This window comes from Nonomuraea diastatica, from assembly GCF_004349015.1.
Taxonomy (GTDB): Bacteria; Actinomycetota; Actinomycetes; order Streptosporangiales; family Streptosporangiaceae; genus Nonomuraea; species Nonomuraea diastatica.
This window is the reverse complement of the sequence record NZ_SMKP01000057.1, coordinates 25159-42499: the sequence shown is the minus strand read 5'-3', so window position 1 is coordinate 42499 and position 17341 is coordinate 25159. Positions and strand designations below refer to the sequence as shown.

Sequence of the window (17341 nt, the reverse complement as noted above, 5' to 3'; positions counted from 1 at the left end):
TGGTGCCCATGGCGCTTGGTCGACCTTCCCTCTTCCCCGAACGTGTTCCCACCGTCCGCGACATGCTCGCCGGCGGCGGGCGGTCGTTCTCCTTCGAGTTCTTCCCGCCGAAGACCGACGAGGGCGAGCGGTTGTTGTGGCGGGCGATCAGGGAGCTCGAGTCGTTGCGGCCGACGTTCGTGTCGGTGACCTACGGCGCAGGCGGCTCCACCCGCGACCGCACGGTCGACATCGTGGAGCGCATCGCCCACGACACCACGCTCACACCCGTGGCGCACTTCACGGCGGTCAACCACTCCGTCCGCGAGCTGCGCCACCTCGTGGGGCGCTTCGCCGACGCCGGGGTGCGCAACATCCTGGCCGTGCGGGGCGATCCCCCCGGCGACCCGACGGCCGAGTGGGTGCCGCACCCCGAGGGCGTGCTCTACGCCGAAGACCTGGTGCGGCTGATCAGGCAGGCGGGCGACTTCTGCGTGGGCGTGGCCGCCTTCCCCTACAAGCACCCGCGCTCGCCGTCCATCGAGTCCGACACCGATTACTTCGTCCGCAAGTGCCGGGCGGGTGCCGACTACGCGATCACGCAGATGTTCTTCGAGGCCGACGACTATCTGCGGCTGCGCGATCGGGTGGCGGCCCAGGGGTGCGACACGCCGATCATCCCGTGCATCATGCCGGTGACGCAGATGAGCACGATCGCGCGCTCGGAGCAGTTGTCCGGGGCGCCGTTCCCGCCCCGGCTGGCGGCGCGCTTCGAGGCGGTCAAGGACGATCCCGCCGCGGTGCGGCGGCTGGGCATCGAGCACGGGGCCGAGCTGTGCCAGCGGCTGCTCGACGAGGGCGCGCCGGGGATCCACTTCATCACGTTCAACCGCTCCAGTGCCACGCGCGAGGTGTTCCAGAGGTTGTCCGGGGTGCGGCTGTCCATCTGACGCGGCTTCTCCGCCCGGCGCGGCCTTCATCGCCGATACGGCACGGCCGGCGGCACACCACCCGCCGACCGGGGCCGCCGACCGGGCCCGGCGGCTTCCGGGGAGACGCCCGCCGACCCGCGCGGGGGGCCGCTGGCACGGCGCCAGGCGGGCAGCCGCCACTGCGCGAGGTGGGCCGGACACGTGGTCGGAGCCGTGGGCCGGTCGCGAGGACCATGGGGAAGGCCCGCCACCCGCCCGCAGGGGGACCGGGCGGGTGGCGGGCGGGAAACGGTAGCCGGTAAGTAAAGGGTCGATTACTTTCTGTCATGGATGATGCCCTTGGCCATCCCCGGTAAACACACAGGTCACGTCGTCATCAAGGTTTTTCCCTTTCGCCGGAGACTGCGTGCCGCAGGCCGGTGCAGGAAGCGGGAGGGGCGGCTCGCAGAGGTTCGCGGTTGTCCGGCGTGACGGTCAGGGGAGGGGCAGGGGACGGCCGGCGATCGCGTACTCCTCGTGGCCGCCGGGAAAGACGAACCGCGTCAGCAGATCGGTGAAGCCCATGCTCGCGTAGAGGTGGCGGGCGGCCGTCGGCTGGTCGTGCGTGGACAGGACGGCCGAGCGTTCCGGCCGGCCGGCGCACAGTGTCCTGATCATGGCCCGGCCGATGCTCTTGCCTTGGTAGTCGGGGTGGACGTGGATCTCGGCCAGCTCGAACGCGAATCCCAGCCACGCGTTGGCGGCCTCCGGGCCCATCTCGTCGCGCAGGGCCCGGAGAACCACGTCATGCCACCATTGCCCCGGCGCGCCCCGGAATCCGTACGCGAAACCCACGATTTGAGGTTCCGAAGGGGGTAGCTGTGGGGATGAATCACGCAATTCAGCGAAATAACACTGAAAATGGGGATATGTCCCATGATTTCGCATGATGGTCTTGCGGCCGGTGATCTGGTCCGCGGGCGGGTTCATCGCGGCCGTGTAGATGCCGATCACCGTCTCCAGCCGTTCGGCGAACCCGGCGGGACCCACCCCGCGAAACTCGATCACCCGTCGCACCCTACTCGACGTCCACAGGGGTGCCCCCGGTGATCCGCACCAACTCGTCGAACGTGGTCGGGAACACGGTCAGCGGATGCCCGCCGGCCGCCCACACCACCTCGTGCTTGCTCAGCCAGTTGTCCACCAGAGTCGGTACGGGCGCCGGATGCCCGACCGGGGCGACTCCGCCGATCGGCTGGCCGGTGGCGGCCCTGACGAACTCCGGCGACGCCCGGCGTACCCGCTGGACACCCGCCGTGCGGGCGATCAGTTCGACGTCGACCCGGTGCGCGCCGCTCGTCAGCACGAGCAGCGGGCCGCCGTCAGCGTCGAAGATCAGGCTGTTGGCGATGGCCCCGACCTCGCACCCGACCTGCGCGGCGGCGGTCGCGGCGGTGGGGGCCTTCTCCGGCAGAACGACGATCTCTCCGGTCACCCCGAGCCGGCGAAGCGCTGATTCCACAATGACGGCATTGGCCGGCAACTTCTCAGACATGGACACACTCTAAACAGGATGACTGCTTGATTACCGATTCATGGTGAGTGGTGTAAGGTCCACTGATCCGTTCGTTACCATGGTGAGAGGTGGTACAGGTGGGGGCTCGACGGCTACCCGGGGTAGCTGCTCTCCTGACGGCCGGCGCCGTCATCGTCTCGGGATGCGGCACACCGGCGCCGCACCGTGCGCACGCGTCGTCACCAGTGCTGACGCCGGCGACGACCACCACGACACCCGCGGCGGCGGGCGGGCCGGCCGCCGCCGTCCCCGCCGCGACGGTCACCGCGCCGCGCAAGACGCTCAAGCTCGGCGCCAAGGGCGAGGCCGTCACCTGGATGCAGGAGCGCCTGACCGAGCTGGGTTACCGCCCGGGCAAGGTGGACGGGAAGTACGGCGGCACGACGCTGGCGGCCGTGTGGGCGTTCCAGAAGGTCAACGGCATCAAGCCGACCAGCACCGTTGCCAGGCGCACCTGGGAGGCGCTGGAGACGCCGAGGCCCCCGAGGGTCCTGGCCAGGAACGGCAGGCCGACCCGCGCCGAGGTCGACCTGACCAGGCAGATCATGGTCATGTACGTCAAGGGCGAGGCCAAGCTCATCACCCACGTGTCGTCCGGCAGCGGCATCGCCTACTGCGAGACGGCCATGTGGCAGGGCAAGCAGCAGCGTTTCTGCGGCTCGGCCACGACGCCGACCGGCAACTACCGGACGACGTGGCGCGCGAGCGGGTGGCACAAGTCCTATCTGGGCGAGCTGTACAACCCGATCTTCTTCAACGGCGGCATCGCCTTCCACGGGGCGCTGTCCGTGCCGCTCCACCCGGCCTCGCACGGCTGCGTACGCATGCCGATGAACGTGGCCGAGGTGCTTCCCGGCATGCTCGGCAAGGGCGTGCCGGTGCATGTGCGGGGCAAGTTCAGGCGCGCCTGATCCGGGTGGGCAGGGCGACTACGCGGTGCTCCGCTCGCCGGCCCCGGCCACGCGCCGGCCCGCTGAGGCCGCCATCGCCAGCCCGGCCGTCTGCGCCAGCCCGGCCGCGAGCACGATGAACGCCGTGCCCGCCTGCCAGCCCGGCACCCCTGAGGCGAAGCCAGGCGAGTCGTACAGGCCCGCCAGGAGGTGTACGGGATTGATCAGCGCGACGAGGAACGCCAGCGCGTACGGGACGATGAGGACGCCCGAGAGCACCAGGAGAAGCGTGCGGCCCCGGCCACGCCGCCGCAGCAGCACGCCGATGACGACGTAGGCGATCGCCACGACGCCCACGAACAGGGCGATCCACCAGGTCAGCCGCCAGGTGTCCGCGCCCAGTGCCGTCATCTCGCCGGCGCCGACCGGGCCCCCCTCCCACTCGGGGCCGGTGACCTGGGCCCGCACCGCCACCCGGATGGCCGCGTGGTTGGCGGCCGCGTACGCCGCCGCCAGGACCGGCCCCAGTGCCAGCAGGACCAGATCGATGGGCCGCCGTCGGCGGCTTTCCGCCATGCGCTCTCCTCTCCCGCCTCAGCGGGGACAGCCTCTCAGAAGCCGCGTGCGAGGTGCTAGCCGAGCGAGCGCATCCCGGCCAGCGCGATGTCGGCTGCCCGGCGGACGGTGTCCCAGATCTCCTCCAGCGACCGGTTGTTCTCCAGGTTGGCGATCACTGCCAGCTTCACCGACCCGAACAGCGCGCCCACCGCCGCCGCCGCCTCGATCAGGCTCAGCTCGTCGGCGTACGTCTCGTGGAGCGTCTGTGCCAGCGCGAGCTGGGTGTCGAACAACAGCGTCAGCGCCCGCGCCTGCAGCGTCGGTTCGGTCAGGACGAGCCGCAGCCGCAGCTCCGCGTCCTCGAAAGTGAGATCCTCCTGCGCGCTCATCCAGGCGAGAATGTTGTCGATGAGACTTGCCAGCAGGTCGGCCGGCGACTTCCCTGGCTCTCCGCGGGCCAGCATGGACTTCGCCAGCTCCATGCGCTCGTGCGTGTCGTAGAAGACCACGTCCTCCTTGCTCGCGAAGTAGCTGAAGAACGTGCGCGTCGACACCTCGGCTCCAGCGGCGATCTCCGCCAGCGTGGTCTTCTCGAAACCCTTCTCGTCGAACAGCTGGAGCGCCGACTCGATCAGCGCCCGGCGCGTGCGCTGCTTCTTGCGCTCCCGCAATCCCACCATGCCGGAACTATACTGCACGCTCTTATTGTTTTCACTGGTTGAAAATTTGCAATGAATGAGGTTTTATGGGGATGTCGCTCGGAAAGGAGCAGAGACATGTCCGACTTCACCCTGCCCATGACCAGGCAGCGTCCGTTCGACCCGCCGGAGGAGGTCGCGGAGCTGCGGCAGCAGGCTTCGATGCACCGCATGACGTACGCCGACGGCCACGTCGGCTGGCTGGTGACCGGCTACGCGGAGGCCCGTGCGGTGCTGGCCCACCCGGGCTTCAGCAACCGGCCGGAGAAGATGCACTCGCCGATCCCCGCCAGGCTCGAACTGGTCAAGGAGCGTGGGTACGGGGTGCCGCGGGGGTGGTTCCTGCGTATGGACGCTCCCGAGCACACGCGCTACCGCAAGCTGCTGACCGGGCAGTTCACCGTGCGCAGGATGAAGGCTCTCGAGTCGAGGATCGCCGAGATCACCAACGCCTGCCTGGACGACATGGCGGCCGCCGGCGGCCCCGTGGACCTCGTCCAGGCGTTCGCGCTGCCCATCCCGTCGCTGGTGATCTGTGAGCTGCTCGGGGTGCCGTACGACGACCGTGCGCAGTTCCAGGAGGACTCCAAGATCCTGGTCAACCTGGAGACCAAGGCCGACGACGTGCTGGCGGCGCTCGGGCGGGTCTCGGCCTACCTGCACGGGTTGATCCAGCGCAAGCGCAAGGAGCCGGCCGACGACCTGCTGAGCGGGCTCATCGAGAGCGGGGAGCTCGACGACGAGGAGCTCACGGGGGTGGCGTTCCTGCTGCTGGTGGCCGGGCACGAGACGACCGCCAACATGCTGGGGCTGGGGACGTACGCGCTGCTCACCAACCCCGATCAGCTCGCCGCCATGCGCGACGACCCGTCGGTGGTGGACAACGGCGTCGAGGAGCTGCTGCGTTACCTGACCATCATCCACCTCGGCCCGTTCAGGCTCGCGACGGAGGACGTCGAGATCTCGGGCAACCTCATCAAGGAGGGGGAGATGGTCGGCGTCCACCTGCCCGTCGTCAACCGCGATCCCTCCCGCTTCCCCGACGGCGAGCACCTCGACGTCACCCGCCCCGCCGGCGGTCACATGACCTTCGGACACGGCATCCACCAGTGCCTCGGCCAGCAGCTCGCCCGCGCGGAAATGCGCATCGCCTACCCTGCGCTGCTGCGGCGCTTCCCTGCCCTACGCTTGGCGGTAACGCCCGAGGAGGTGCCGATGCGCTCGGACATGAGCATCTATGGAGTGCACCGCCTCCCTGTCACTTGGTAGGTCATCATGGAGATCAAGGCAGACACCACGGTGTGCATCGGTGCCGGCATGTGCGCGCTGACGGTGCCGGAGGTGTTCGACCAGAGCGAGGACGAAGGCACGGTGGTGCTGTTGCGTCAGACGCCGCCGGACGGGCAGGAGGAGGCTGTGCGGCGCGCCGTGACCCTCTGTCCCTCAGGGGCGATTTCCGCCTCCTGAGGGCCTCCTGACAGCCTCCTGGCCCTCCTGGTCGTCGCCTCGCCGCCCTCTGGCCCCAATCCGCCGCCGCGTGCCCATGCGCGGCGGCGGCTGCCTTCGTCGTACGGTTTTTCCTCGCGCGGTTTCCCTGGCCGGTCCGGCGGCGAGCCAGCCGGTTCGTCCATGGTCATCGAACCTGTGTTCGTGGATGTGGTTGACACCGAACGTGATCGAAATTATGTTCGATCCAGTGACGGTGAGGCTCGCGGCTCGGCGTCACCTGGGCCTGGTCGCGGGCAGTTCGCTTCCCCAAGCGATCCCCGCGGCCAGGCTCCACGGGCGAAGGGCGCGTCCTCGTCGTCGGCGGAGACGAGCGGGCGTGTCCTGGCCGGACGGGGAGAGGGGAAGCTCCTCGTCCGGCCGGCCCGGCGGAAATGTCAGTGGCGTCTGCGAGTGTTGACTCCACCGGCGGAACGCCGGCCGCCCGCCCACGACTCCAAAGGAGGCGCGCAAGATGGCACCACGGCCTAGAGAAACGCCCGGGCCCCGGCTGTCGGCTGCGGTTCGGGCGCACCTGACCGATTCACGTTCCTGCCTGGCGGAGGCGAACGGCGCTCGCACCCCGGCATCCCGATATGTGGCCGCCCACCTCGCCGCCCTCAGGGCGGCGGCGGCGATCCTGGCCGCCCGCCCGCGGCCCATGGAGGGCCGCAGGCGCCGCCTGCGCAGCGCGTGGGAGCTGCTGCCCGAGGCGGAGCCGCACCTGGCCGAGTGGGCCGCCTACTTCGCGGCGAGCGCCGCCAAGCGGGCCGCAGCGGAGGCGGGCATGGTCCGCGGGATCAGCGCGGCCGACGCCGACGAGATCCTGGCCGAGGCGGAGACCTTCGTCTGCACCATCGAAGACCTGCTCGGCGTCCCCAGCCAGCCCCAGCTCCCCGCGGACGTCCCGCTGGCGGGCTGACGCTCCGAGAGGGCTTTCCCCGGCCCATCCGGTGGCGGCGCCGACCGGGTCCTTCCGGGGTCTCAGCCGATCCCTCCGCGTGCCCTCCGCGTGCCCTCCGCGCGTTCCCGGGGCTTTCCCGATGGCCTCAGCCGGGCTCCTCCAGGTGCATCGCCCGCGCCCTTCCGGGGATCGGACCTGGGGCCGTCGCAGCGTTACGGCATGCCCGCGACCCCGGACTCCGCCGAGGGCGTCCCGTGGCCCCGGTCGCCTCACGGTCGCGGAAAGGCGTGCGGCCACTCCGCGTGGTGGACGATGCCGAGGATCGGTGGGGCTTGTCCAAGGTCCGGCGCCGGCGTGGGACACGAGAGTGTGATGGCTGTGGCCTCGTGGCGCGGCGGGGCTCGCCGCTGGGTGGATTTCCGGCTGGTGAGAGGCGGTACGTCAACGGCGGGAGGGCGGGGTCCGTGGGAAGGCCGAAGGGCTCGCCGACGTACGGCGAGCCCTTCGGCCTCAGGCGGGTGACCTCGAAAACGAGCAATCCCTGAGGAGCCGACCTCAGAACGACTCGACGGCCCGGCGAGCCTCGGCGTCGAGGACGCCCCAGCTGATCAGCTCCTCGGTCAGCTCGCTGGGCGACTTGTCGTAGATCACGGCGAGGGAGCGCAGATCCTCCTGGCGGATCGACAGCACCTTGCCGTTGTAGTCGCCACGCTGGCTCTGGATCGTCGCGGCGTAACGGGCCAGCGCGCCCGCCTTCTCCTTCGGCAGGGTGGCCAGGCGCTCCAGGTCGATCACAAGCTTGGGTGTCGGCCCGAGCGGGCTGGGGGCGGCGCCGCCCGGCAGCAACTCGGAGACGGGCACCCCGTAGAAGTCGGCAAGTTCGGCAAGTTTCTGCACGGTCACAGCTCGGTCGCCGCGCTCATAAGAGCCCACGACCACGGCCTTCCACCTGCCACGCGACTTCTCTTCGACTCCATGCAGGGACAGGCCCTGCTGGGTGCGGATGGCGCGGAGTCGTGCACCCAGCGACTTTGCGTACTCAGACGGCATCGTGTGGCCCCCCGGCTCTCGTATGTATCGCTCTTAGTAGATTGTGCTCCCTTGCGGCGTATGCCCCGGCCACCGGGGGGTCTGGTGCCATGCTCGGCACCATCGGTAGCCACGGCCTGGGTTTACCCCGGTAACGCCGCGCAGTGCGGTTACGCACAGTGACGGTAAAGGGGTGGACGCCCCAGGTCAAGCTGATTGGAAAAAAGATGCCGAATCCGGTCCGTTAGGAATCGCCACAAACGCCTCTGATGTCCCACTAGTACCAGTACTTCGTCATAGTTTGACGAGGGAGCGTGCCCACTCACGTCTGGCGGGTGAGCACCATGACCGGGCATGTCGCGGCCTTGACGATCTTTATGGACGTGTCGCCGAGGAAGACCCGTCTGAGTGGCCCGGTGGCGCTCGAAGCGCATATGATCATCTCGCCGGCGAGCCACGAGGTCGTGCCGAGCGCTTGGGGAACGCTCCGGCCCTCCAGCACCTCGGCCTCCACCGACAACCTCCGCCGGTGTCCCCGCGCGGCCGTGCGCAGGTCGGCCGCGGCCTGGTCCCGCAGGCGTACGAGCATCTCCTCCTCGACCCCAGCCCGCCTGCCGCTGCTGACCACGAGCGTGACCAGCCGCAGGGACACGCCGAGCCGCGCGGCCGCCCTGGCCGCGTCCTTGACCGCCGCGTCAGCGCCGGGGCCGCGCCGGTAGGCGACGGTGAGGCGGTCGAAGGCGGCGGGCGGCTGTTCGCCGTAGCCGCGGGGAGCGAGCAGGACGGGGACGGAGGAGGAGTGCAGCAGCTGGTCGGCCGTGCTGCCCAGGGCGATGCGGCCCCTGCCGCCGCGCGGGGCCGAGCCGATCACCACGACGTCCGCGCCGCGTTTGCGGGCCAGCTCCACCAGGCCGCGCCCGCTGCTCCGGTGGGTGTGCCTGACATACTCGGCGTCCTCGCCGGCCAGCTCGCGGGCCTGCGCGAGCGTCGAGGCCGCCTGCTCGGCGAGATAGGTGCGCCAGGCGGTCTCCTCGGCCCTGGCGGGCCCCGGCGGCGTCCAGACGGGCGGCTGCACGTTCGCCACCGTCAGGCGCCCGCGCGCCTGCTCCTTGAGCAGGACGGCCAGCGCCAGCCCGTCCCTGCCCCGCGGCCCCGGCACATATCCGGCGAGCACCTTCTCCAGCTTCATCGGCTCCTCCTTCGCTGGAGACCCCGGAGGTCAGCCTCGTGGAGCCGGTCAGTCGGGTGCCCGGCTCGAAGACCTGTCGGGGAAGACAATCAGCCCACCTCGGCACTCAGCCGCGAGTGGCCATAGCCGTAGAGGAAGTAGCAGGTCAGACCCACTAGCATCCACAGCGCGAACGCCAGCCAGGTGACGCCGGCGAGTCCCGCCATGACGAGGAAACAGAAGATCGCGCCGAGGATCGGCGTGACGGGGAAGAGCGGTACGCGGAAGCTGCGCGGCAACCCGGGGCTGCGGTAGCGGAGCACGAGCACGCCGACGTTCACGATGGCGAAGGCGAACAGCGTGCCGATGCTGGTCGCCTCCGCGAGCTGGCCCAGCGGCACGAGCCCGGCCAGCACCGAGACGAACAGGGCCACGATGAGGGTGTTGGCGACAGGCACCTGGCGGCGCGGGTTGACCTTCTGGAAGATGCGGGGGATGAGCCCGTCGCGGGACATCGCGAACAGGATGCGGGTCTGGCCGTACATGACGGTGAGCACGACGCTCGCGATGGCGATGACCGCGCCGAAGGAGACGATCAGGCCGGGCCAGGTGGCGCCCATGGCCAGGTCGGCGATGTAGGCCAGGCTGGCCTCGGTGCTGTCGGGATCGAACTCCGTCCACGGCATCGCGCCGACGGCGGCCAGGGCCACGAGCACGTAGACGATCGTGACGATGGCCAGGGAGAAGACGATGGCCAGGGGCAGGTCGCGCCTGGGGTTCTTGGCCTCCTCGCCGGCGGTCGAGGCGGCGTCGAAGCCGATGTACGAGAAGAAGACCTGGGAGGCGGCGGCGGTGATGCCGGCCACTCCCATCGGAGCGAGGGGGGAGAGGTTGCCCGACCTGAACGCGGTGAACGCCACCGCGCAGAAGAACAGCAGCACCGCGATCTTGAGCAGTACGAAGATCGCGTTGGCCTTGGCGCTCTCGGACGCTCCGTGGAGCAGCAGCCAGGTGGCCAGCAGCACGATGAGGATCGCGGTGACGTTGACCACGCCGCCGTCCTGGCCGGGGGAGCGGGTGATCGCGTCGGGCAGGGTGAAGCCGGCGATCGCCCGCAGGAACGCGTTCAGATATTCGCCCCAGCCCACGGACACCGCCGCCACGGACACGGCGTACTCCAGCATCAGGCACCAGCCGCAGACCCAGGCCACCAGCTCGCCCAGCGTCGCGTACGCGTAGGAGTAGGACGAGCCGGACACCGGGATCGTCCCGGCCAGCTCGGCGTACGACAGGGCGGAGAGCAGCGCGGTGAAAGCGGCCAGCACGAACGCCAGCACCACCGCGGGCCCCGCCTTGGGCACCGCCTGCCCCAGGATCACGAAGATGCCGGTGCCCAGCGTGGCGCCCACGCTGAACAGCGTGAGCTGCCACAGCGACATCGTGCGCCGCAGCTCACCGCCCTCGCCCCGCCCACCCTCGGCCACGATGCGTTCGGCCGGCTTGGTACGCAAGAGCCGTTGGGCCAGTGTCATCCGACACCCCCTACAGCGTGCTCGTCAGCGGCCACCTGCCGTTGGGCGTGACGATCGTCCCCGCTGAGCCGTCGAGTATGCGTTCGGCCTGGTCAAGCTTCCCAATGGCGGCCATGTCACCGGTGTTCTCGACGAATCGGCACACGGCGTCCACCTTCGGGCCCATCGACCCGGCGGGGAACTCCATGGTCCGCAGCTCGTGCGGCGTGGTGTGGGCGATCTCCGACTCCTGGGGCGTGCCGAAGCCGCGCATCACGCGAGGCACGTCGGTGAGGATCAGGAACGCGTCGCATTCGAGCGACTCGGCCAGCATCGCGGCTGTGAGGTCCTTGTCCACGACCGCCTCGACCCCGATCAGCCGGCCGGACTCGTCGCGGACGACGGGAACGCCGCCGCCGCCCGCGCAGACGACGACCACGCCCTCGCGGATCATCTTGCGGATCAGCCGGGTCTCGACGATGCGCCGGGGCGTGGGGGAGGGGACGACACGCCGCCAGTGGGGGCCGTCCTGGGCGACGGTCCAGCCGTTCTCCGCGGCCAGCTTCTCGGCCTCCTCCTGGTCGTAGACCTGGCCGACGAACTTGGCCGGCTGCTCGAAGGCGGGGTCGACGGCCGTCACCAGCGTCTGCGTGACCATGGCGAGGACCTGCCGGCCCGGCAGCGCGTTCTGCAGGGTCTGCTGCATCCAGTAGCCGATCATGCCCTGCGTCTGCGCGACCAGCGTGTCGAACGGGTAGGGCCGGGTCAGGTCGGGGTCGGCGGCGCTCTCCAGAGCCAGCATGCCGATCTGTGGGCCGTTCCCGTGGGTGATGACCAGCTCGTGCTCGCCGGCCAGCCGGGCCAGCGTCTTGACGGCTGTGCGCACGTTGGCCAGCTGGACGTCGGCGTCCGCCTTCTGGCCGCGTCTGAGCACGGCATTGCCGCCCAGAGCGACGATGACCCGCATCAGGCCTCCTAGACCGCGTCCCGCTCGAGCGGGCAGCTCATGCAGCGGGGGCCGCCCCTGCCACGGCCGAGCTCGCTGCCCCTGATGGTGATCACTTCGATGCCGTTGTCGCGCAGGAAGTTGTTCGTGGTGGTGTTGCGCTCGTAGGCGACCACCACGCCGGGCTCCAGCGCCAGCCCGTTGCAGCCGTCGTCCCACTGCTCCCGCTCCGCGGCGTATACGTCCTGGGTGGGCGTGAGGACCGTGATGTCGTCCAGGTCCAGGGCACGGGCGATGGCCTTGTGCATGTCCTCGGGCGGGTGGTCGGTGACCTTGAGCTCCTTGTGCGTCTCGCCGGGCTCGATCGTGTACGAGCGCAGCATCCCGAGGCCCGCGTACTTGCTGAACACCCCCACGTCCAGCATCGTCATCACGGTGTCGAGATGCATGACCGCCCGCGCCTTCGGCATGTCGAGCGCCACGATCTTCCGCGCCGAGCCGGCTCTGAACAGTCGCTGCGCCAGCATCTCGACCGCCTGCGCCCGGGTGCGCTCGCTGATCCCGATCAGCACCGCGCCGTTGCCGATCACCAGTACGTCGCCGCCTTCGAGGGTGGCGGGCGCCACCGCCTGGCCGGGCATCCAGCAGTGGTAGCCGCCCTGGCCGGGCCGGTCGAAGCCGCCGGCGAACGTCGGGTGGAACATGTAGACGGCCTCCATGTTGACCGTCTCGCGCATCCGGGCCTTCTTGCGCATGGCGTTGATCGACACGCCGTCGTAGATCCAGCAGGACGTGTCGCGGGTGAAGAGGTGGTTGGGCAGCGGCGGCAGGATGTAGTCGTCGCCGGTCGTGGTGTGGAAGGTGACCGACTTGGGGGCGCAGCCCATGGAGACCAGCTCGTCTTTGGTGATGCCGCCTGTCAGGTAGAGCTGCAGCGTGGCCGCGTCCATGCCGTCGAGGGTGTTGCGGATGTCGTCGATGGCGGCCGGGCCGAGCCAGCGCTCGTCGATGACCGCGTCGAGGATGTGCTTGCGCGCCTCGGGGATGTCGACGGTCTCCCGCAGCAGGTCGGCCAGCTCGTACACCTTGATGCCGCGGCCGGTCAGCACCTGCCTGAACTCTTCGTGCTCCTCCATCGCGCGCTGGACCCACAGCACGTCGTCGAAGAGGAACGCGTCCTTGGTGGTGGGGGTCAGCCTCTTGAGCGCCAGGTCGGGCTTGTGGAGGAGGACCTGGCGCAGCCGCCCGACCTCCGAATCGACATGAAAGGTCATCTTCGCTCTATCCCCCCCAAAAGCCGGACATGAACGGTCGTCCGGCAAGCCCTCCGTGACCTGCCCGCGCGGAACCGGCCGACACGGCAGAAGAGGGACTTTTACCCGATCGCGGGACGCGGATGAGAACGGCGGAGCCCGCCCTGGCCGGTCACCCCCTGTAGGGGAGCCGTCGCGGCGTTCCGGCAGGGCGCTCGCGTTGTAGCTGGTAGCCCCTGGTACTCTGTCTCCCGACCAACACCCTTTAAGACCCGTCCCGTGAGGCGGGAAAGGTGGTGAGATTCGCCATGTCCGACTCCCGCGCCGTGCTGGAGGCCCCCGACATCCATCGGGCGCTGACCAGGATCGCGCACGAGATCCTCGAGCGGACCAAGGGCGCCGACGACGTCGTCCTCCTCGGCATCCCGACCCGCGGCGCGACGCTGGCCCGCCGGCTCGGCGACCGTGTCGAGCAGTTCGAAGGCGTCAAGATCCCCGTCGGCTCGATCGACATCACGATGTACCGCGACGATCTGCGGCTCAAGCCCGCCCGGCCCCTCGGCCACACCGAGCTGCCGCCCGACGGCATCGACGGCAAGGTCGTGGTGCTCGTCGACGACGTGCTCTACTCCGGCCGCACCGTGCGGGCCGCGCTCGACGCGCTCAACGACCTCGGCCGGCCCACCGCCGTTCAGCTGGCCACTCTGGTCGACCGCGGCCACCGCGAGCTGCCCATCCGCGCCGACTACGTCGGCAAGAACCTGCCGACCGCCAAGAGCGAGAAGGTCAAGGTCTACCTGCAGGAGATCGACGGCCGCGACGCCGTCGTGCTGGTCAAGGGGGGCGCCAGGTGAAACGGCATCTGATCTCCGCCGGAGACCTCACCAAGGACGACGCGCTGCTCATCCTCGACACCGCCGAGGAGCTGGCGAGTGTCTCGGAACGTTCCATCAAGAAGCTGCCCACGCTGCGCGGGCGCACGGTGGTCAACCTCTTCTTCGAAGACTCGACCCGCACGCGCATCTCGTTCGAGGCGGCGGCCAAGCGGCTGTCCGCCGACGTGATCAACTTCTCGGCGAAGGGGTCGAGCGTGTCCAAGGGCGAGTCGCTCAAGGACACCGCGCTCACCCTGGAGGCCATGGGGGCCGACGCGGTCGTCATCCGCCACAGTGCCTCCGGGGCGCCCCACCGCCTGGCCAACTGGGTGCACGGCAGCGTCGTCAACGCCGGCGACGGCACCCACGAGCACCCGACGCAGGCGCTGCTCGACGCCTTCTCCATGCGCCGACGCCTGGGCGCGCTCGAAGGGCGCAAGATCACGATCGTCGGCGACGTGCTGCACAGCCGGGTCGCCCGCTCCAACGTGCTGCTGCTCGGCACGCTCGGCGCCGACGTCACGCTGGTCGCGCCGCCCACGCTGATGCCCGTCTCCGTCGGCACCTGGCCCTGCGAGGTCTCCTACGACCTCGACGCGGTGTTGCCGAAGTCCGACGTGGTGATGATGTTGCGGGTGCAGAAGGAGCGGATGAACGCCGCCTACTTCCCGAGCGAGCGCGAATACTCGCGCCGCTACGGACTCGACCGCGACCGCTTCGCCAAGATGCCGGACGACGCGATCGTGATGCACCCCGGTCCGATGAACCGTGGCATGGAGATCGCCGCCGAGGTGGCCGACTCGGCGCGCTCGACGATCGTGGAGCAGGTCGCCAACGGCGTGACCATCCGCATGGCCGTCCTTTACCTGCTGCTCGGGGGAGAGACCACGTGAGCGAGCACAGCGAACGAACTTGTGGGCACAGCGGTGAGCGCGGCGGACGAACCGACGGGCACGGCATCCTGCCCCTTGTGCCGGCGAAGGAGGCATGATGATCATCAAGAACGTCAGGATCCTCGGCGGTGAGCCCGTCGCCATCCGGATCGCCGACGGCGTGATCGCGGAGGTCGCGCCGGGAATGGACGCGCCCGAGGCGATCGACGGCGGAGGCACGATCGCTCTCCCCGGGCTGGTCGACCTGCACACCCACCTGCGCGAGCCGGGCCGGGAAGACGCCGAGACCGTGCTGACCGGCACGCAGTCGGCGGCCCGCGGCGGCTACACCGCCGTGCACGCCATGGCCAACACCTCGCCCGTCGCCGACACCGCCGGCGTGGTCGAGCAGGTGTGGCGGCTGGGCCGCGAACACGCCCTCTGCGACGTGCACCCCGTCGGCGCGGTCACCGTCGGCCTGGAGGGCAGGCAGCTGGCCGAGCTGGGTGCGATGGCCGACTCGGCCGCCCGCGTGCGCGTCTTCTCCGACGATGGCAAGTGCGTCGACGACGCCGTCCTCATGCGCCGCGCCCTCGAATACGTCAAGGCGTTCGACGGCGTCGTCGCCCAGCACGCCCAGGAGCCCAGGCTCACCTCCGGCGCCCAGATGAACGAAGGCGTCGTCTCCGGCAGGCTCGGCCTGACCGGCTGGCCGGCGGTCGCCGAGGAGGCGATCATCGCCCGCGACTGCCTGCTGGCCGCCCACGTGGGCTCCAGGCTGCACGTGTGCCACGTCTCCACGGCAGGCTCGGTCGAGATCATCCGCTGGGCCAAGTCCAAGGGCTGGAACGTCACCGCCGAGGTCACCCCCCACCACCTCCTGCTCGCCGACGACCTGGTCGAGGAGTCGCCGGTGGGCTCCTACAACCCGATCTACAAGGTCAACCCGCCGCTGCGCACCCGCGCCGACGTGGAGGCGCTGCGCGCCGCGCTGGCCGACGGCACGATCGACATCGTGGCCACCGACCACGCGCCCCACCCGGTCGAGGACAAGGAGACCGAGTGGTCGGCGGCGGCCATGGGCATGGTGGGCCTGGAGACGGCGCTCAGCGTCGTCCAGGAGGCCATGGTCGAGACCGGGCTGCTCGACTGGGCGGGCGTCGCGCGGCGGATGTCCGCGCTTCCGGCGCGCATCGGCCGTCTGTCCGGTCAGGGCCGTCCGCTCGAGGCGGGCGAGCCGGCCAACATCATGCTGTACGACCCGTCTGCGCGCACCAAGGTGGATCCCTCCGCCTTCGCATCGAAGAGCAGGAACACGCCCTACGAAGGCATGACGCTGCCGGGCCGGGTGGTTGCCACGTTCCTGCGCGGCAGGCCGACCGTTCTCGAAGGGAAGCTGGTTTGAACGACAGCCCTGCTGACGTGAACAACAACGTGCCGCGAAGCGGCTCCACCCCCTTCGGGGGGCACTCGGGGGGCGGAGCCCACCGAGGGGCGGTGCTCGTTCTGGAAGACGGCCGCGTCTTCCACGGAACCCCGTACGGCGCCGAAGGCGAGACGTTCGGCGAGATGGTCTTCAACACCGGCATGACCGGCTACCAGGAGACGCTGACGGACCCGTCCTACCACCGGCAGATCGTCGCCATGACGGCGCCCCACATCGGCAACACCGGCGTCAACGACGACGATCCCGAGTCGTCCCGCGTCTGGGTGGCCGGCTACGTCGTGCGCGAACCGTCCAGGGTGGTCTCCAGCTGGCGGGCCACTCGATCGCTCGACGCCTATCTCAAGGAGCAGGGCGTCGTCGGCATCGCCATTCCCGGCACGCGCGCGCTCACCCGCCACCTGCGCGAGCGCGGCGCCATGCGCGCCGGCATCTTCACCGGCCCGTCCGAGCCCGTCGAGGAGCTGGTCGAGCGGGTGCGCCGCTCGCCCGGCATGGAGGGCGCCGACCTGGCCGCGCAGGTGGCCACGGCCGAGCCCTACGTCGTGCCCGCGGCCGGGGCGAAGAAGTTCACGGTGGTGGCCGTCGACCTGGGCATCAAGGGCATGACGCCGCACCGGATGGCCGAGCGCGGCTGCGAGGTGCACGTGCTGCCCGCGACCGCCACGTACGAGCAGATCATGGCGGTGAAGCCGGACGGCGTGTTCTTCTCCAACGGTCCCGGCGACCCCGCCACCGCCGACGTGTCGGCGCTGCGGAAGGTGCTGGAGGCCAGGGTGCCCTTCTTCGGCATCTGCTTCGGCAACCAGCTCTTCGGGCGGGCCCTGGGCCTTTCCACGTACAAACTGCGCTACGGGCACCGGGGCGTCAACCAGCCGGTGCAGGACGTACGCACCGGGAAGGTGGAGATCTCGGCGCACAACCACGGGTTCGCGGTGGAGGCGCCGCTCGACGGGCCGTTCGAGACGCCGTACGGGCGGGCCGAGGTCAGCCACGTCAACCTCAACGACCGCTGTGTGGAGGGCCTGCGCCTGCTGGAGCAGCCGGCCTTCAGCGTGCAATATCACCCCGAGGCCGCCGCGGGGCCCCATGACGCGGCTTACCTCTTCGACGAGTTCTGCGAGATCCTGGCCACGTCCTCTGCACGGGACGCCGTGCAGGACTCCCTGCAGGACTCTGTGAAAGACGGGGAGGATTCTCACCCTTGCGGATAGAGGTTCCTGCTTCGCAGCCGACCGCCCG

At 70.0% G+C, this 17341-nt stretch carries 18 protein-coding genes; 9 read left to right on the top strand and 9 right to left on the bottom strand.

Translation table 11 applies throughout. The features are described from left to right. Nucleotides 1–8 precede the first annotated feature (8 nt). Nucleotides 9–929, top strand: a complete 921-nt coding sequence (metF, locus tag E1294_RS20970) for a methylenetetrahydrofolate reductase [NAD(P)H] (protein WP_132510607.1) — start codon at nt 9–11, stop codon at nt 927–929. A gap of 456 nt (nt 930–1385) precedes the next feature. On the opposite strand, the gene E1294_RS20965 is transcribed toward metF, so the two are convergent. Beyond that, the gene (locus tag E1294_RS20965) at nt 1386–1694 is read right to left on the bottom strand and encodes a GNAT family N-acetyltransferase (protein WP_342775066.1); all 309 of its coding nucleotides are present in this window, start codon (nt 1692–1694) and stop codon (nt 1386–1388) included. A 274-nt stretch (nt 1695–1968) separates the two neighbouring features. Further along, complete coding sequence (locus tag E1294_RS20960) at nt 1969–2445, bottom strand: YbaK/EbsC family protein (protein ID WP_132510603.1); 477 nt, start codon at nt 2443–2445, stop codon at nt 1969–1971. A gap of 206 nt (nt 2446–2651) precedes the next feature. Between E1294_RS20960 and E1294_RS20955 the strand changes: the two genes are divergently transcribed. After that, nucleotides 2652–3377: a L,D-transpeptidase family protein gene (locus E1294_RS20955; RefSeq protein WP_246083156.1), complete on the top strand. Its 726-nt coding sequence runs from the start codon at nt 2652–2654 to the stop codon at nt 3375–3377. Between the two features lie 18 nt (nt 3378–3395). On the opposite strand, the gene E1294_RS20950 is transcribed toward E1294_RS20955, so the two are convergent. Continuing rightward, nucleotides 3396–3932, bottom strand: coding sequence for a hypothetical protein (locus tag E1294_RS20950; RefSeq protein ID WP_132510599.1), 537 nt, complete (start codon nt 3930–3932; stop codon nt 3396–3398). 56 nt (nt 3933–3988) lie between these two features. Then, nucleotides 3989–4594, bottom strand: coding sequence for a TetR/AcrR family transcriptional regulator (locus tag E1294_RS20945; RefSeq protein WP_132510597.1), 606 nt, complete (start codon nt 4592–4594; stop codon nt 3989–3991). Nucleotides 4595–4690: 96 nt separating this feature from the next. Here E1294_RS20945 and E1294_RS20940 point away from each other — a divergent pair, with 96 nt between their 5' ends. From E1294_RS20940 to E1294_RS20930, 3 genes are all read left to right on the top strand, one after another. After that, entirely contained in the window at nt 4691–5881 is a 1191-nt protein-coding gene (locus tag E1294_RS20940) for a cytochrome P450 (RefSeq protein WP_132510595.1), read from the top strand. Between the two features lie 6 nt (nt 5882–5887). After that, on the top strand, nt 5888–6079 hold the full coding sequence (locus E1294_RS20935; protein WP_132510593.1) for a ferredoxin: 192 nt from the start codon (nt 5888–5890) through the stop codon (nt 6077–6079). A 493-nt stretch (nt 6080–6572) separates the two neighbouring features. After that, nucleotides 6573–7019, top strand: coding sequence for an SAV_6107 family HEPN domain-containing protein (locus E1294_RS20930; protein WP_132510591.1), 447 nt, complete (start codon nt 6573–6575; stop codon nt 7017–7019). A gap of 537 nt (nt 7020–7556) precedes the next feature. Here E1294_RS20930 and bldD read toward each other — a convergent pair. The 5 genes from bldD to E1294_RS20905 form a co-directional block, all read right to left on the bottom strand. Continuing rightward, nucleotides 7557–8051, bottom strand: coding sequence for a transcriptional regulator BldD (bldD, locus tag E1294_RS20925; protein WP_026214021.1), 495 nt, complete (start codon nt 8049–8051; stop codon nt 7557–7559). Between the two features lie 301 nt (nt 8052–8352). After that, nucleotides 8353–9219, bottom strand: a complete 867-nt coding sequence (locus tag E1294_RS20920; protein WP_132510589.1) for a universal stress protein — start codon at nt 9217–9219, stop codon at nt 8353–8355. 89 nt (nt 9220–9308) lie between these two features. Continuing rightward, nucleotides 9309–10730, bottom strand: a complete 1422-nt coding sequence (locus tag E1294_RS20915; RefSeq protein WP_132510587.1) for an amino acid permease — start codon at nt 10728–10730, stop codon at nt 9309–9311. A gap of 10 nt (nt 10731–10740) precedes the next feature. Further along, nucleotides 10741–11676, bottom strand: coding sequence for a carbamate kinase (arcC, locus tag E1294_RS20910; RefSeq protein ID WP_132510585.1), 936 nt, complete (start codon nt 11674–11676; stop codon nt 10741–10743). 8 nt (nt 11677–11684) lie between these two features. Continuing rightward, complete coding sequence (locus tag E1294_RS20905) at nt 11685–12929, bottom strand: arginine deiminase (protein ID WP_132510583.1); 1245 nt, start codon at nt 12927–12929, stop codon at nt 11685–11687. 287 nt (nt 12930–13216) lie between these two features. On the opposite strand from E1294_RS20905, the gene pyrR reads away from it, so the two are divergent. The 4 genes from pyrR to carA all read left to right on the top strand — a co-directional run bounded on the left by pyrR (nt 13217) and on the right by carA (nt 17313). Continuing rightward, a complete protein-coding gene (gene pyrR / locus E1294_RS20900) occupies nt 13217–13762 on the top strand; it encodes a bifunctional pyr operon transcriptional regulator/uracil phosphoribosyltransferase PyrR (protein WP_132510581.1) in 546 nt (181 codons plus the stop codon). Next, a complete protein-coding gene (locus tag E1294_RS20895) occupies nt 13759–14676 on the top strand; it encodes an aspartate carbamoyltransferase catalytic subunit (RefSeq protein WP_132510579.1) in 918 nt (305 codons plus the stop codon). The genes pyrR and E1294_RS20895 overlap by 4 nt, the downstream gene beginning before the upstream one ends. A gap of 94 nt (nt 14677–14770) precedes the next feature. Continuing rightward, nucleotides 14771–16060, top strand: coding sequence for a dihydroorotase (locus E1294_RS20890; RefSeq protein WP_132510577.1), 1290 nt, complete (start codon nt 14771–14773; stop codon nt 16058–16060). A 92-nt stretch (nt 16061–16152) separates the two neighbouring features. Beyond that, a complete protein-coding gene (carA, locus tag E1294_RS20885; protein ID WP_220447841.1) occupies nt 16153–17313 on the top strand; it encodes a glutamine-hydrolyzing carbamoyl-phosphate synthase small subunit in 1161 nt (386 codons plus the stop codon). Nucleotides 17314–17341 lie beyond the last annotated feature (28 nt).